General features: G+C 60.0%; 7 protein-coding genes. 3 read left to right on the forward strand and 4 right to left on the reverse strand.

Annotated features, from left to right (window positions below):
• Nucleotides 1–58 precede the first annotated feature (58 nt).
• From recD to recC, 3 genes are read right to left on the reverse strand one after another with little or no spacing between them, the layout of a single operon-like run.
• Nucleotides 59–1,912: an exodeoxyribonuclease V subunit alpha gene (recD, locus tag HDE79_RS17645; protein ID WP_184603878.1), complete on the reverse strand. Its 1,854-nt coding sequence runs from the start codon at nucleotides 1,910–1,912 to the stop codon at nucleotides 59–61.
• On the reverse strand, nucleotides 1,909–5,553 hold the full coding sequence (locus tag HDE79_RS17650) for a UvrD-helicase domain-containing protein (RefSeq protein WP_184603880.1): 3,645 nt from the start codon (nucleotides 5,551–5,553) through the stop codon (nucleotides 1,909–1,911). Before HDE79_RS17650 ends, recD begins: the two co-directional genes overlap by 4 nt.
• The gene (gene recC, locus HDE79_RS17655; protein WP_184603881.1) at nucleotides 5,550–9,059 is read right to left on the reverse strand and encodes an exodeoxyribonuclease V subunit gamma; all 3,510 of its coding nucleotides are present in this window, start codon (nucleotides 9,057–9,059) and stop codon (nucleotides 5,550–5,552) included. Before recC ends, HDE79_RS17650 begins: the two co-directional genes overlap by 4 nt.
• Nucleotides 9,060–9,260: 201 nt before the next feature.
• Between recC and HDE79_RS17660 the strand changes: the two genes are divergently transcribed.
• Complete coding sequence (locus HDE79_RS17660; RefSeq protein WP_184603888.1) at nucleotides 9,261–13,025, forward strand: EAL domain-containing protein; 3,765 nt, start codon at nucleotides 9,261–9,263, stop codon at nucleotides 13,023–13,025.
• A 184-nt stretch (nucleotides 13,026–13,209) separates the two neighbouring features.
• On the opposite strand, the gene HDE79_RS17665 is transcribed toward HDE79_RS17660, so the two are convergent.
• Entirely contained in the window at nucleotides 13,210–13,815 is a 606-nt protein-coding gene (locus HDE79_RS17665; RefSeq protein WP_184603889.1) for a helix-turn-helix domain-containing protein, read from the reverse strand.
• A 420-nt stretch (nucleotides 13,816–14,235) separates the two neighbouring features.
• Between HDE79_RS17665 and HDE79_RS17670 the strand changes: the two genes are divergently transcribed.
• Together HDE79_RS17670 and HDE79_RS17675 are read left to right on the forward strand one after the other, a co-directional pair.
• Entirely contained in the window at nucleotides 14,236–16,050 is a 1,815-nt protein-coding gene (locus HDE79_RS17670) for a CocE/NonD family hydrolase (protein ID WP_184603891.1), read from the forward strand.
• An 873-nt stretch (nucleotides 16,051–16,923) separates the two neighbouring features.
• Nucleotides 16,924–17,217, forward strand: coding sequence for a hypothetical protein (locus HDE79_RS17675; RefSeq protein ID WP_184603893.1), 294 nt, complete (start codon nucleotides 16,924–16,926; stop codon nucleotides 17,215–17,217).
• Nucleotides 17,218–17,584: the final 367 nt, after the last annotated feature.

Below are 17,584 nucleotides of genomic sequence, written 5' to 3' on the forward strand. Positions count from 1 at the left end.
ACGGCGCAAGCATTCGTACATGGCATCTCGAACGGCTTCTGCGAATATTGAAGCCCCGCTACGGCTGACCCGGCTGCAGCCGCTCGCGCAAGCCACCCTGGCGCTGGACCGGACGGCTCAACGCTGCACACAGCGACGTATCCGTGGTCCAGATCTCGGCATGATCTCTTGCGCGCGAGATGGCGGTGTAGACCAGTTCGCGGGTTAGTACGCGACTGGTCGGGTCGGGTGGCAGCACGACGGCAACATTGCGGTATTCCGAGCCCTGGCTGCGGTGGATGGTGATAGCCCACGCGCTTTCGTGTGCAGGCAGTGCACGCGGAGAAAAACTGCACAGGCCGCTGCTGCCGTCGCGGTCGCTGAGTTCGAACCACACACGCAGTCCATCCGCACCGTCCAGCGCGATACCGACGTCACCGTTGAACAGGCCGCGCGTGTAATCGTTGCGGGTGATGATCACCGGTCGTCCGTGATGCCAGGTATGACTGACGTCGAGGTCGAACCGCGCGCCGAGTCGACGAGTCATCAGTGCGTTGATACCTTGTGCACCGAACGCGCCATCGCGCAGCGCGCAGAGTATTTGCAGCTGACGCAGAACTTGCAGCGCGGTTTCTGGAGTAACGGTTTCTGTCAGCAGCGATCGCAGCGCCTCGGCGTGACGCTCGATCCACGCATCGACACATGTGCGCAACGTATCGCTGTCGATGCAATGACGCAGATGCAGATCGCCGTCGGCGCGCTGCGCCAACAAGGCATCCAGCCACACCGGATCGGGTGTGTTGCGCAGCGCCTCGATACCGCGCTGCAGGCCGCTGCCCGCGCGCCAGGTGTGTGTGAGCGTCAGTACGTGGCCAGCAAGAGGTGCATGGCTGTCTGAGGTGTTCGGCACCTGCTGCACTAGCGGCTCCAGCAGATGGACCATTGCCGATGGCAACTGATTGATCGGTGTTGTCGAGACAATATCGGCGAGCACCGAACCGGCATCGACCGAGGCGAGCTGGTTCGGGTCGCCAAGCAGAATCAGCACAGCATCCGGACGCAACGCTTCCAGCAGCTGGCGCATCATCGCCAAGTCCACCATCGACGCCTCATCGACCACGACGATATCTTCGGCCAGGGGATGTTGGCGACCGTGATGGAAAGTGTTGTCCATTGGCCGATAACCGAGCAGGCGATGCAGGGTGCGCGCATCGACGTGTGGAATGGCCTGCAGCAGTTCGCGAAAGGGATTGTCGTCTGTCGCGCCCCAGAGATCACGCAGCTCGGCCTTGCTCTTGGCAATCGACTGCACCAGTCGCTGCGCCGCCTTGCCAGTGGGTGCCGCCAGCGCGATCGAAGGTTTTGCGGGCAGGCCGCATTCGGCTGCGTGCCGGAGCAGCATCAACAGCATGCGCAGCACCGTGGTCGTTTTGCCTGTGCCTGGGCCGCCGGTAAGTACGAAGAAATGCGTGCCGGGAACGGTCGCGACGGCGGCGCGTTGCCAGTCGTCCGCACCGGATGGTTTGTCGTTGAACAGGGTCGACAAATCATCGATCAGGGTTTTCGCAGCAATCGGCAAACGGCGACTGCGGCATCGCTGCAGAATGGCCGTTGCCAGCTTCGACTCGTGCTGCCAGTTGCGCCAGAAATAAAAGCGATGTTGAGCATCGAGCACAAAGGGCGTAAACCGCTGGCCGTTGCCAACCCAGTCGTGATTGCGCAGCAGTGTCACCGCGTCTGTGTCGAAGCCGGTACCAGTGTGTGGATCGACCAGCCATGCACACGAGTGACCCTGGCCTTCTGCCGTGCTGGTTGCGCGGACGGCGCGCGCGAGGAGACTCGAGCCTGTGCGCGCGAACACCCACTGCGCAAGGGTCTGATCGATGACGCGCTCATCGGATGGTGCCGTGTCCATCATGGTGATCTGGTTCATGCCGCCACTTCCTGCACACCGGCGAAGGCGTCGTCCAGCGCCTCGATCAAGGCCTCCGGCCAGCGGTGCCGCCATATGCCAAGGTCTTTTCGCTCCTCGGGTTCCAGCCCGATCGCACGCACAAACAAATACCAGCTGTCGCCGAGATGCTGAGCAGCGGTATAGCCGTCCATTCGCTGGCGCAGATAACGATGCAGTGCCACGGTATAGAGCAGGGCCTGCAGCGGATAATGGTGTTCGGCCATGGCCACGTTGAGCGACGATCCCTGATAATCCTGCAACCTCGTGCCGAGCCAGTTGGTCTTGTAATCGAGCACATGAAAGCGTCCATCCCATTGCACGATCAGGTCGGCAAAGCCGGTCAACATGCCGTTGAGCGTGGTGGTATCGAGGCTGGCAGGCACCACATCCGGCTGACCGTGGGCGACGCATAGTCGGCGCAACTGGGCAACGGCGACATGCTGTACCGGAAACTGGAATTCGAATTCGACCACACGCTGATCGGCGGGAATGTCGATCAGCCGCAAGCCGTCGCCAAGGTCACTCTGACGAACACGGTCGACCATTCGGCCTACACGCTCCGCGACTTCATCCGGCGACAGGCTATCTGCCTTGATCGCTTGTGCGGTGAGCTGGGTGTTAAGCAGCTGGCGCTGCTCGGGCCAGACGGGGGCAGGGCGCACCAACTCCAGCACCTGGTGGACAGCATCGCCGAAGCGTGGTCCTCGCAGCGGATACAGCGCGACCAGTCGGGCGTCGTCAGCGACTTCGAGCAGCGGCTCTTCCTCGACCTCGACGATATCCGAACCGACTTCATCGGCGGCACCGCTGTCGTCGATCACCACGGCCGCTGCGGCATAGCGGCTGAGGCCACTGAAACTGTGCAGCCACTGGAACGGTCGCGGACGCGGCAGTGGCGTTTGCGTAGCACGCGAACTGCTCGATTCCACCCGCTTTTGATAGCGACAGGGGACACCATCAAAGGCGGGTGTCAACGTCATGCCAGGGAGCAGGTCTGTCATGGTTTGCAGCGATGCCTCGCCTTGTTCAAGCCCAAGTTGCTGCTGCGCCTGCAGCACGATCGGGTCGATCGCGGCAATGCGCCAGGCGAAACTATCCGGGCTTGATCCATGGCCGCGATCGATCCAGTACACGTGGACCGCGTGGACGGCGCGAGTCAGCGCGACGTACAGCAGGCGCAGGCGTTCTTGCAGATCCTCGCGGAAATGGCGCCCCCGGTGCTCGATAAAGTTCGCCGAGCCGAGGTCGATGCGGCGCCCACCAGCATCGTCGTGGTAGCGAAGCACGCTCGGTGCACGTGTGCCGCTGCGATCGCCTACGCGCCAGATCAACGGCAGAAAGACGATCGGAAACTCCAGCCCTTTGCTGGCATGGATGGTAAGCAGCTGCACACGCCGCGCATCGCTTTCGATTCGCAGCTGGCGTTCGTCGGCAGCCTCCGCATCGCCGTCGCTACCTTCCTGGCGCATCTCGGTCAGCCAGGCATAGAGACCATCCAGTCCTTGCAGGCCACTTTCCTCGGCGGCCAGCAACTCACCCAGATGGCGCAAGTCGGTGAGTACGCGCTCCCCCTCGGGCAGTGCCAGCAAGACCGTCGCGCGCTCGGCGAGAAGCGCATCGATCAGGGCCAGTACACCGCGCGTGCGGATCAGCGCACGCCATGATTCAAAGCGTTCGAGTTCGCGTTCAAACGCGGCGGCATCGCTTTGCCACATGTTGAACTGATCCAGCGTCGCGCCGAGTAGAGGGGTAGCCAGCGCACCGCGCACGGCCTTGTCATCATCGGCATGCAGCACGGCGTAAAGAATCAGCTCCAGCTCGCGTGCGACATCACCCGCAAAAATATTGCCGCGGCCACTGCCCACGCACGGAACGCCGCGCGCGAGAAGGCGCGCACGCAAAGCGACGATTTGAGTGTTGGTCGAAAGCAACACGGCGATATCGCCTGGGGAGACACGCCTGCCGTCGATCTCGTGCTGCGGATCATTGAGCAGCTCGACGATGCGATCGGCGCAATCATCCAGCGCCAGTGGTTCGAGTGCGGTGGCGCTGCTCAGTGGCTGGCCTTTCTTGTCGATCGCGTCACCGCGAAAATCGTGGATGATCAGCGGCCGTGTAACTGCTTCGCCATTCACCGTATACGGCTGCTTGTTCGTTTTGTCGGCGGCGCTTACGCGCTGGTAGCGGATTTGCGGATGATCGAAGCCGCCATCGGTGTGGCTATACAGCGCATTCATCGCTTCGACCAGGGCGCTGCTTGAACGGTAATTGGTTACCAGCGAAAAGCGTTGGTTCGCCTGTGCGCTGGCGCGCAGATAGGCCGCGATATCGCCGCCACGAAAACTGTAGATGGCCTGCTTGGGGTCGCCGATCATCACCAGCGTGCCGCGCTCGCGATAGATGCGGTCGAAGATCGCGAACTGGCGTTGGTCGGTATCCTGGAACTCGTCGATCAGCGCAACCGGAAACGCCTCGAATAGTCGATCGGCCAACGTGCTGTCAGCGGCTTCACTGCACAGCCGCTGATACACCGCGTCGATCAGCATGGAAAAGGTCAGCACGTGACGCTGTTGCGCGCGACGGGGAAGCTCATCGCGGCAAGCATGTGCGGCATCGGCCAGCACCGCACCACGGGTGAAGATGATACGCAGTGAAAGCAATGAATCGATTTCCTGCAGCGCAATGATCAACGGATGCCGGCTCAGTGCCCCGGAATGTTCGGCAGACTCTTGCTTGGCAACATTTGCAGGATCCAATTTATCTTTGAAAAGGCTTGCGAGTGAATCCTCGATGCTATTGGTGTCGCCACTTTTAAGGAGCTGTGCCACATCTTTCAACAGACCAGACAAGGCGCGGACTCTCGGAGCGAAGAGCTTCTTGTCTTCCGCGAGGCGCAACAGCCCGGTAGCGGTTTCTTCCGTGCATAGCGCTGCGATGCTTTGCTGCAGATATTCAAGGCCGCCTGATTCGATTTTGGCATCCGGGCTGTTCGCCACCACGGCCAGATCCCAAAGCAGCTTTTCCGGGCCATCCCTCAGTAGCAGCGCCGCTTCGCGTGGGTCGACGGTGCCGACCAGGTAACGTCGACGCCAGAAGTCCTCGACGCATTCGCGCAGTAACTGCTGTTCGTCGAAGAGTTTGTCGCTGGCGAATGCGGCGCCGCTTTCCAGCGGGTAATCGCGCTGGATGCGTTGGCACAGTGCGTGGATGGTCGAGACCGGTGCGCGATCCAGATCGGCACGAGCCAGCTGGATCTTTCGCAGTGCACGCCGCCGGCTTTCCTGATCAGGGCACAGTACAGCGAGATAATTTTCCAGCGAATGATCGTCCGCCGCTACGGAGTCGGTCGCCGTCGAATCGAGTAGCCAACGCTCGGCTTCGATGAGCCGTCGGCGCAGACGTTCGCGCAACTCCTGCGCGGCGGCATCGGTGAACGTGGTAACCAGAATCTGTTCCACGCGCAGTTCGCGTTCCAGCAGAAGACGCAAGTAGATCACGCCGATGTTCCAGGTCTTGCCGGTGCCGGCGCTGGCCTCGATCAGGATGCGGCCGTGTAGCGGCATGCGTTGCCAGTCGAGCGCGGTCGGCGTTGTCGTATTGATGGTGCTCGTGCTGATCATGCGTCCGCTCCGTTGACGTCAACGGATTCGTTGGCGTGCGGCTTCAACAGCAGCGTATGTATGGGATCAAGCACGTCGCAGACCAGCTTCGTGGCTTCCACAAAGGCCCGGTGAGCGGGGCTGTGCTCGTCGAAAAAATCCAGTCCCTGACACAGCAGTGCGGCGTAGCCTGGCGCGTAATTGCGCTCGCCCATGCCGCCGTGATCGCTACCCTCCCATGCGGCGGCAGCCTTGAACAGTCGATCGTTCGGCGAGCCGCTGGCGTAAGCGAGGGCGGTTTTGGGAAAGAACAGTAGCGGCTGCTGGTCGGTTGCCAGCGACGTTTCGATCAGTCGGCGCAATCCGCGCCTGAGATCGTCATTGCCCTGTTTCAACACAGGATCAAGTCGCTTTGACTGAACAGCGTTGCCTGAGGATGAGTACTCGAGCAGAATGCCTTGCAGCTTTTCATGTTGCATCAGACGCAATGCGGCCCAGTCGATATAGAAGGCTAGAAGCTCTTTCAGCCCGGCTGTGCCGGTGGGCTTGGCGTCGAACAGCATCAGGCCAGCCGCCGCCGCATGAAACACGCGGTCAACGGTACCGGTCAGGCGCATGCCGCTGCCGAGGTCCAGATCGATGACCTGTGCATCGGCTATTGCCGAGCCATCGGCAAAGAAGGGTTTCGCATGATCGAGCATGCCCTGCACCGATTCGCGCAGTTGACGATAAGCCTGGATGCCGATGGCGCCGCCAGCGAGCATGCCGGAACGGGCGAGCCATGCCGGCGGCTCCTTGGGCAAATGATTTTCCCCGGCAATCAGTGCGTCGAACAATAGCTGGCTCTCGACGCGTTCGATCCGACTGACGCCGGTTTCGAGCGGTTCGCGGTCGGGCCAGCTGCTGCTTTCGAGTGCCTGCAAGCTGATGCCTTGGCTGCGCAGCAGATATTCCTTTACCGGATCGCGCCAGTAACGCTTGAGGCTGGCCAGTGAAACCTCGCCGCTAGCCACGGGGCTCGATTGGCCACGCTCTGCCGCGATGTCCTTGAGTTGAAGAAAGCTTGGGATGCTCTTTGTCGAGGGCAACGCGAGAAATGCTGGATCGTACGAGAACAGCCGTTGATCATGCTGCGGATGACCCTGGGCATCGCGTTCGTAGTAGCGCGCATCGAACGGCTGCAGCGGATGATGGATGCGCCACGGCCGATCGACTTTTTCATCATCGGCGATGCCGTGCTGCTCGTCGAGAAACTGCAGCAACTCGGCCAGCGGTGCAGCGGGATTGCGCGGCTTGCCGTCACGCACGCCTTCGCCGACGTAGCTGATGTGCAGGACATCGCGTGCCGACATCATTGCTTCGAGAAACAGATAGCGATCCTCGCTGCGCGTGTCGCGATCGCCACGCCGTGGCTGGCTGAGGATCTTGTTGAGGCCGGCGTCGTTGCTGGGGCGCGGGAATTCACCCTCGTTCATGCCAAGCAGGCAAACCACGCGGAAGGGAATCGAGCGCTGTGGCACCAGTCCGCAGAACGTCACGCCGCCGAGTAGAAAGGCCTGGCGCTCCGGCACGGCATCCAGTGCGCTACCGATGGCTTCGCGTACCACGCTCCACGGTAATGGCGTGCTGATGCCGGCTTCGCTGGCCTGGCTGCCAAGGCTGGCGGCTAGACGGCGCAGCGTGTCGAGCGCATTGTTTTCGGCGTCGTCGCGCATGTCAGTGAGGAATAGCGCGTCGATGCGCTCCAGCAACCACTGGCTCCAGGCGGCCAGCGGTCTCGGTGTGTTGAAGGCCTGGCGTATGGTCCGTAGCTCGCCAAGCAGACGGTCAAGCTGGCCGATGGCTTCGATCGTGCTACCGGAGACGCCATCGAGTGGAAGGATGTTGTCAAGCAAAAGGTCATGGGGCGATTGGCCGTCCAAATCGTTCTCGCTTTCTTCGGCTGATTCGTCTGTGCCTTCGCCGACGATCAGTCCGGCATACATGCGATCCAGTCCGAACTGCCAGGAATTGGCATCGGTGGCTGCAGCGCCTGCTTCAGCCTTCATCGCCGCATCCAGCCCCCACGCCACGTGCGCGCGCTGCAGCCAACGCTCCAGCGCATCGCGGCTGCTGCGGTCGATAGCGAAGCGGCGGGCCACGGCGGGCACGTCGAGAAAGTCCAGCACTTCGCTGACAGTGAAGCGACTCTCCGCCAGATCCATCATTTGCGCAAAGGCGCTCATCAGCGGATGCGTGCGCGCCAGCCCGACGTCGGCCAGATGCCATGGGATATGCAATGGATCGCTGCGGTACTGCGCTTGCTCACCAAACACGGCGGCCAGATACGGCGCGTACGCACTGATGTCCGGTGCCATGACGACGATGTCCCGATGTTGCAGGGTCGGGTCATCGGCCAGGGCGCGTAGCAGGGCGTTTTTCAATACTTCCAGCTCGCGCAGGCGTGTGTGGCAGGCATGCACGTGCAGACTGGCGTCCACGCGCAAGGCGATCAGGACGTTAGCCGGGTCAGTGCCGTTCTCGATGGCATTGCGAATCGGCTCACCCACCAGCTCCGGTTGCAGGCAACGGATGCTGGATTGCAGTTGCGCCAGCAGCGACGTTTCGCCGGGCAGCGGTTCGGCCTCGTCCAGCGGGTCGCGCTCGTCGATGGCCTCGCAGTCGTCCAGGGTGAGACAGAAATCCTGTGCGATGCGGCCAAGCGCAACCAGCAGCGGGTGGCCGACCTCGAAGTACAGCGCATCCGGATCATCCTGCCGCTCCAGCAGGAAACGCTGTCGGCGCAGATACACCCAGTGCTCGCGGCAAGGATCCGGAAAATAAAGATGCACTGGCCGGTGCAGTGCGCAGGCCTGCAGCGCCGCGAGCACGTCGGGCGGTAGATGACTGATGCCGAACACGTGCAGCGGTGTGATGTCGTGGCTGCGTTCGCTGCGCAGCGCATCGAGCAGGACGTTGCTGCGCTGCGCGCGATGTGGGCGGTTGATCGTGTGCTGCACCTGGCGCCACAGCGCGGCCTGCCAGTCGCGGTTGTGCTTGCCCGGGTGTTGCTCCCAGTCGAGGATCCAGTCCGGTCGGTAAATCAGGTATTGCGTGTAGAGCCCCGCCAGATACTCGGCTAGCTGGAAGCTGCGTCGCGCAGCATCATCTCCGGCCAGATAGGCGGTGACTTCCGGTGAGGCTAGCGCGGGCAGCGCCATCAGCAGGCGCCAGCGCAGTAGCTCGTGGCGATACGCGCCGCCGATCAGTGCCTCGTCACCCAGCGTGCCTCGCGCCACGCGCTCGAACCATTGCCACGGCAGGATCATTTCGATATTGGCGGCGATGCCGTGGCCACCGTTCGGTCCGGCACGATGGGCAAAACGACCGAGCAGCCAGCGTTTGAGTCCCGGATGCGCCACGACTACCGTTTGCGCGGTGAGCGGATTGGCCGGTCGCTCCGCTTCCAGATACTGTGCCAGCGCGTCGGCCAGCCGTTCGGTACGGCTGCCGCGGTGGACGATCAGACCGCCTGCATCTGCATTCATGGGGCCAGCCTAGAGTATGTCGGTCTCATCTGAGGACACAGGATACCTAGGCGTTTGATACATGGCTGGAGATTGCATTAGCTGGCGGTGGGTGATGGATCATGGGTTGAAGACGGGTGGCTGCAAACTTTCATGATATTGCCACTGACGTTCGCTTCATGATTCAGGCACGATGCGGGTGTAAGAGGGGTGGGGTGATTGATGTCCAGTCTGGAAAAGGCACGAGGGGAGCTGCGCGAGCGCTTTTATCAAAGCGTGGCAGAAACCTTGACGCTGTTGCATACCGCACCGGGCTACGACCGTCGACTGGCGATGGTCGAGATTACGCGCATCCTTTCATCGATTGTCGATTTGCCTCTTGTGTGGATTGGGCGGCGTGAGCCGCATCGGTTCGAGATCGAGATGGTCGCTGCGGGTGGGCCCGCCTCGGACTACGTGGCGCAGCTTCGGCTGAGCGTCGATGCGAACGAACCGGGTGGGCAGGGGCCGTTAGGGGCAACGTATCGCCAGGGCGGAGCCCGCATCACCTCCATCGATGCACCGATATTTGCGCATTGGCGTGATGCCGCCAGATCCTATGGCTTCGGTTCCAACATCGTCGCGGTATCGAGTACCCGCGATGGTGGTCAGATCAGCTTGAGCGCGTTTGCTCGCGAGGATGGTCTGGCGCTGAATGACGAGCTGCTGGACTGGGCGCAGCGGCTTGCCGAGGAGTTGGCGCGCTTCTGGGATCACCAGGGTCTGCTGGAACGCAACCAGCGGATGAGCCGTTATCGCGATGCGCAGCGCACGATTCAGCGTGCGCTGCTCGAACAACCTGATCCGGATGCGGTGTATCGCACACTCGCTCACGCATTGGCTGAAATTGCCGGTGCGGCCGCGGTGGATGTATACGCGGCCGACGACGCGGCTGAAACCCTGCAGCGCGTTGCCCTGGTCGGGCCGATGGCCGAGGCGATGCGCAAGCTGCCGCTGCCGGAGCGTTACAGCGCCGATGAGAATGCACCTTCGCGTACGCGCGTCTTCATGCATGGCCGGCCGATCGTTCTGATCCGTCCCTCCGACTATCCCGGCGTCTCTGCGCCGTGGCTCGAACTTCCGCTCTCGCAGACGGGCGCCGTGGGTTGCTGGCCGGTGTTTGCAGTCTCCGATGACCAAGGCGAGCCCACGCCGGTCGCCGTTTTTGCCGTGGTCACCATCGAGGCGGACGCGTTTGATGAAGAGATGCGTCGATTGTTCGATGAAATTGCCGACGCGGCCGGTCTTGCGCTGCGTCAGCACAGCCAGCGGCGCTCGCTGTTGCAGGAGCAGCAGCGGCAAACCTACCTCGCATTGCATGATGCGTTGACCAGTTTGCCCAATCGCCGCGCGCTGGATTTCCATCTTGAGAAGGTACTGGCCAAAGCAAAGCGACACGGTTACATGGTGGCGCTGGGTTTGCTGGATCTGGACGATCTGAAACCGATCAACGATCGCTATGGTCATGCGGTGGGCGACAGCCTTTTGATAGGGGTCGCTGCGCGCCTGCGTAGTGCGCTGCGAACCGAAGATTACGTGGCGCGCCTTGGTGGTGACGAGTTTGTGCTGCTGTTCGATCAGTTGGAGCGCGAGGAGGATCTCGACGCCTTGCTTGCGCGTGTGGGCGAGGCTTTGCAGCAGCCGATAGTTATCGACGATGCGACGTTCCAGCTGTCGGCCAGCCTCGGGATAGCGCTATTCCCGATTCACGCGGATGCCAATGGTGAGCAGCTGCTGCGGCGCGCGGATCAGGCGATGTATCAGGTCAAGGCGCACAAGCGCAAACGTGGCCGCTGGTGGTCGTTGCCCACATCACCGGAGCATGTGACGGTGTTGCCTGGTGAACTCGACAGGCATGGCATGGTGCCTTACGGGGACGCGGCGGGTGACCTGCTCAGGAATGGTTTTAGCGCCGTGGACTCGAAGCTTCCGCGCGTGATGGAGCATTTTTACGCCGAACTTCTGCTGCACGAGGGTATGGCTGGATTGCTTGGTGTGCTGCCCGTCGATGGTGTGGAAGAGTTCAAGAGTCGTCTGGCGAACCACATACAGATGCTCTTTGAAGCTGAGCTCAGTTTCGAGAATCACCGCAGTTACGCAATGCAGGCTGGGCTGGTCTATGCCGCCTGCGGCGTCGAGGAAGTCTGGGTGCTGGAAGTGATCGAGCGGCTTCGTGAGGTATTGGCATCGACACTGGGCTTTGGCGTGGAACGTGATGCTCGCCCGCTGAGTATCGTGCTGCAGCGGCTCGGGCTGGAGCGGCAGTGGCAGCTGGAGAGCATGCGCGCGCTCCAGCGACGCCGCGTTGCGGTGCTGGCCACACTCAACGCTTTGGCATGGTCGGCGGAAAGCTATCTGGATCTCATCGAGGGTGCAGTCAAGATCCTTGCCACGCATGACGAAGTTCTCGCCTGCACGGTAGGGCGCCCGGACATATCGGGTGAGCTCACCCACGAAGCGGTAGCAGGCGACGTGTTTGCAGGCTATCTGCGGGCGTTGGCACGCGGCGCGACAGCACTGATTCTTGTCAACGCCGATAGCGCCGAGGGTGGTGGCCCGAGTGGCCGCGCGTGGCGCACAGCGACCGTGCAGCGCTGCGCTCACTACGCCACCGACCCGGCAATGCTGAGCTGGCGTGAACTGTCGATATCCCTCGGGATTATTTCCAACGTCGCCATACCGCTGTGCCCCTTGCCACGCGCGCCAGCGGCGGTGCTTACGATCTACAGTGCCTATGCCGGTGGGTTTCAGAGCGAAGATCAGCAGGCCTTTATCGAACAGATCAAGACCGTGCTGGATTTAGCGCTATCGCGGCTGGCGCCGCCGCGGCCCGGTGCCGAACTGTTGCCATTCTTCGTGCGCGAACGATGGCGCACCATGATCACTACCGATGCGCTGCAGATGCATTACCAGCCGGTGGTAAGGCTGGCCGACGGGCAGGTCACCGAACTGGAAGCACTGGCCCGATTGCGCGATACCGATGGCAGCTTGTTGCAGCCGTCGCGGTTTCTTCCCGCACTTGGCGAGGATGAGCTGGTCCAGCTGTTTGGCCAGGGCCTCTCACAAGCGACCACGTGTCGCCAGCGGCTGGCGGTGGTTGGCCATACGCTGGATGTCTCGGTGAACATTCCCGCCGCTGCGGTGGAGGATTCCCGCTACGTCGAGATGGCGGCAACCGTGCTGGCGGCCAGCAGCTGTCCGCCAGACGCGGTGCTGCTGGAAATACTGGAGTCACCGATTGGCGCGGTTGATTCTTCACCCAGCGTACTCACTGGCATGAAGGCGCTGAAAGAGCTCGGTGTGCGCCTGGTCGAGGATGATCTTGGGGCGGGTTACAGCTCACTGATCCGGCTGCGGCAGTGGCCGTTCGATCGGGTAAAGATCGATCAGGCCCTGGTGCTGCAGGTGACGGAAGATCCCCTGCGTACCCTGCGCTTCATTCGTCAACTGATCCGTCTTGGCCACGACCTCGATCTGGAAGTGGTGGTGGAAGGTCTTGAGACCCGCGGATTGATTGAAGCGGCGTTGATCCTGGGCGCGGACCTGGGGCAGGGCTATGCGCTTGCGCGGCCGATGCCTGCCGAACGGCTCCAGCAATGGCTCACAGGTTTTCATTTGCGCGCGGATGCGGCACATCCGATGACGGCGTTGGGGGCCCTGGCCGCGGCACTTTTCTGGGAAGAGCGTTTTATGGGTTTGCCAGCCACTCCAACCTTCTGGAGAAAGCACGCTGAAGCCAGTTCTGCCCTGGTCAGCTACCTGGCATCCGGTGACAGCATATCCGCGAGCCTGATCGACAGCCATGCCGCCATGCATGAGGCATCCGTCAACGGCCCCATGAATCCGGCTTATCGGAAGACGCGCGGGGAATTCATTGCGCTATTGACCGAACACGTCCGCGCTGAAGAGAAACGCCAGGATCCCATCCTGTCGGACGCTTTGGCTTGATATCACCGAACTGAAATGATCGTTGTTGAAATAACAAAAGGCCATGGTAGTGCCGGGCCCTTTGTCGTGCCGATCATCATCCTGTGCTCCACATACCTTCTTGCCCGGCTTGAAGTGAAGCTGGTTCTTCGCGCTGAAATTTCGATGTTGGCGCATGGCGGTAATGCAAGCCAGATGAGATTTCTCAGTTGGCTTTTGGCGCATGTGCGCTGCGCTTGGCCGGCTTTACGTCTAGTGGCGCAAGCAGCCAGGTCAGTGCGATGAGTTTGCGTGCACGCGCCGGGCGCGGCCGGTCCAGAATTTTGGCAAGGCTGACGAGCAGACGATTGATTTCGGCAACATCTGTCGCACTGACCCAGCCTTTGAGTCGCGCTACCCAGAGTTCGCGCCGCGGGCCTTCAACGATCGTATCGTGTTGGTTTGAGGCACGGATAAAGTCACGCTCGGCCATGCGCAACATACCCGCGGCAACGCGGCGAACGGCTTTTGCATTGCCGGACTCACCCAGCTTGTAGCGCAGACGCACACGCTGACCTCGTGGTGTGGTCGACTGGAAGCGTTGGTCGCCGGCTTCGGTGTGCTCCTCCAGCAAACCACTGCTAACCAGCGCGCGCAAATGGTAGTAGAGCCCATCAGCTGGCCGCCCCATTTCGGCAGCCAATTCGGCAACGGTGGTCGGACTCGCCAACGCTTCCAGGGTCATGACGATCTCCATACGCGTCGGCGAGGCGAGCATGGCGATCTGATCGACATCCTCGACGGTTCCACGTATTTGCTTGGACTGTGCCATTGGTCTACTTGCAGTTTTTGAAAATTCATTGAATTATTCAATCAACGGTAATTTTCGGCAAGCGTTGAAATCATCGCAGGAGGGGCTGTGCACTTCAGGCGATCTATTCCGATGTCATGCGGCACGCTGCAAGAGCGCAAGAGGAAGTGCGCAAAGGGTGCAGCGAAGGATTCGTTCGCTTGCAGCGACCAGCGGTTATTCGATGGCGACGTATTGAAGGTTCTCAGAGTTGAAGGGCGGCACGTCGTACCATGCAGAATCGAGTCTCTGCGGGATAGCGCGGCGAACAGGAGCTAGCTGGTACTGGCCGATGGCATGCCGCTGACATGAGATGAAAAAGCGGGGTGTATGAAGTAGCGCGTTTTCCACAGTCTGTCGGATATTTTATCCGGCAAGGAATATCTACGGAGGGGAATCAACATGTTTCTTCGTTTCGCATTTCTGCTGCTGGCTGTGTTGTTTTCCGCTGACTCTGTTGCCGAACTATCAGCACCGAATGCTGACAAAGGCGGCCCGGTCGATTTCCAGTGGGGCGTCAAGATACCGCTGCATGACGGTATCAAGCTCAATGCCACGCTATACCATCCGCAGGGCCAGAAAGATCCGCTGCCATGCATCTTTACCCTCACACCGTATATCTCGCAGACCTATCACGAGCGCGGCATGTATTTCGCCGCGCACGGCTACGTGTTTCTGACTGTCGATGTGCGTGGTCGCGGCAACTCCGAAGGCGAGTTCACGCCGCTGCTGCAGGAGGCAAAGGATAGCCCCGAAATTGTCGAGTGGCTGGCGAAACAAAGCTACTGCAACGGCAAGGTCACGATGTGGGGCGGCTCCTACGCCGGCTACGATCAATGGGCAACGGCGAAGGAATTTCCGCCGCATCTGGCCACCATCGTGCCAGTCGCATCGCCGAGACCCGGTGTCGACTTTCCGGGATTCAACAACATCTATTACTCCTACGACATGCAGTGGATCACGCTGACCAGCGGCCATGCCGCGCAGGACAATATATTTGGCGACGGCGAGTTCTGGGATGCACAGTTCGAAAAAATGTATTCAGGCCATCGCGCATTCAAGGACCTGGATACGATCGTCGGCAATCCGTCGTCCAGCTTCCAGACCTGGCTCGCGCATCCTGCAGTCGACGCGTACTGGGACAGCTATAGCCCGACACCGCAGCAGTTCGCCAAGATCGATCTGCCGATTCTGACCATCACCGGCCAGTACGATGGCGATCAACCGGGTGCGTTGTCGTTCTACCGTGAGCATTTCCAGTACGGCTCGTCCGCAGCGAAGGCGAAGCACTACTTGGTCATCGGCCCCTGGGATCATGCTGGCACGCGTACACCAACGGCGAAATACGGCGGTCTCACATTCGGCCCGGCCAGCCTGCTCGACATGAACAAGCTACACAAGGACTGGTACGACTGGACACTGAAGAGCGGCAGCAAACCCGACTTTCTGAAGAACAAAGTCGCTTACTACGTACTCGGCGATGGCGCCGAACAATGGCGCTATGCCGATTCGCTGGATGCGATCACCGCCGAATCACGCCCGATGTATCTCACCTCGTCGAACGGCACTGCCAATGATGTGTTCGCCTCCGGCAGTTTGAGGGCAACCAAGCCTGGGAGTTCAAGCAAGCCCGATCACTATGTCTACGATCCGCTCGATACGCAATTCTGGGCATGGGATCCTACGGATTCGAGTGAGGACAACTTGACTGATGTTAGCGGGCTGCTTGCCTCATCCGGGAAGATTCTCGTCTATCACACACCAGCATTTGCACAAGACATCGAGCTTGCGGGCTTCTTCAAGCTTCCGGTGTGGATCGCGCTCGACCAACCGGACACCGATATCGCTGCCGCGGTCTACGAGATCAAGGCCGATGGCAGCAGCGCGCTGCTAGCCATGGATATGCAGCGTGCGCGCTATCGCCAAAGTCTGCGCGAAGCTGTGTTCGCAAAGCCGGGCGTGATCGAGCGCTATGACTTCGATCATTTCACCTTCATCGCACGGCGCATTACCAAAGGGAGTCGGCTGCGACTCGTGATCGCTCCCGTTAACTCGAGGTCTTTGGAGAAAAACTACAACGGAAACGGTGTTGTCGCCGAAGAGTCCGGCAAGGATGCACACACGGTAACGGTAACCCTCTACCACGACGCGGCACATCCAAGCGCACTCTATCTACCGATCGCGGCACCGGACAAAAGTGCAACGAAAAGCCAATAAGAAGGGACATTCACAATGGGGTATTTTGAATGTTGCCAGTTCCGCCTCTGCCGGATCGAGAATGGTAATCGCTTCATTCACGCGGCCCATTCGCGCGTTGGCTATGGCCATGTACGCTGACACGTTCTTCTGAGGTGCAGTCTTGATGTAGCGGAGCCAAGATGTCATACGCTTGCTGAGGCTGTCCCAATGCCAAGAGAAGGACTGCCTTATTCAATTGAATGCATTCCAATTCGCTTCACAGACGCCGTGGGCCTCAGCGATCCTTTGGTATGCCTCCCGCAATATCTGACGACCCCGTTCCGCAGTATGGGCACCCAGCGTCGCGACAAGACCCTATCGAGCTTGACCTATCTGCGCCACAAGTAGATTGATGGTACAGCTTGTGGTTGAGAGGCGCTGTTCGACCTCCACATATAGACCAGCACCACTTGCAAGTCGGGTCGACAACAACGCCTCCATACACGCGAGCGCCTTGGGGGAGGAACAGTTCTCTGGCTTTTTCCCGGTTGTTGGGGACTGGAATGGCGCTGCTGTGTCATTTGTAATTGATTTCTACCCCGATTTTCGTCACTGGCAATGAGCGCGACGTCGATCCGATCCTTCCTTTGGGCGGAAAGCGGCTTCCTGACGTTGAATAATGATATTGACAACTACGTGCCTGATGGGAGCAGAATAGCGCGCTGACTTACCGCTGCGACGGCAATCGGTCAGCCACAGGGGATCACGATGATAGGGACGTTGTCATTCGGGCACATAGCCAAGCGGCCGTCTGCGCCCGCGCGCGATGCTCATACGACAACAGCACCCGGTGGACATCCGTGCATTCGAAACGCGCACGACACCGTGCGTCTGGCCTCGTACGTAAGGCTCATGCCGATCGTAATTTTGCGACGCCCTATTCGCTCAAAAGTGAAAATTACTCGTCAATGGAGTGGTCATTCATTAACGGCGATCAATAAAAAAGTTACCGCTGAGAGGGTGATTTATGCCTTTCCAACGACAGGCTCTTCCGGCGGCGTGGCGATGATCGAGTCATTGCATCATTCATCACTCTGTGTCCAATACACGATCGTTCGCGCGACGCGCGATATCGACTTTGCACAGCAATATCTATTGAAATATATACTTAATCTCGGTGGAATATATGCAAAAACATTCCAATAAGAAGTCGACACATTTTCCCGTGCGAATAGTCATTTTTTTACTTTTATTGACTTCTTTTTCGGCCTATTGCGGGACTCCCGGTCTTCGTTTAACAACCACTAATTTGAGTGGCGTCAATGTTGTTGCCCAATATACGCCACCCACTCCCATGGTTGACCCCAGTCAAACTAACGGCGTATCCATAACCAATTTGAGCAGCGTCACTGTTACTGGACACTCGGGCAGTGGCAATAAATATTCACCCAATAACGCGACAGCCGCCGCCATTCCCACCAATGATAAAAATGGGTGTCCCGATATAAAAAGCGATCCCATTGAACTCAGTTTCGGTGCAAAAGTAGATTCGACGACCTATTTCAAATTGCCC

Origin of the sequence: Rhodanobacter sp. MP1X3 (assembly GCF_014207165.1) — a bacterium.
GTDB lineage: Bacteria > Pseudomonadota > Gammaproteobacteria > Xanthomonadales > Rhodanobacteraceae > Rhodanobacter.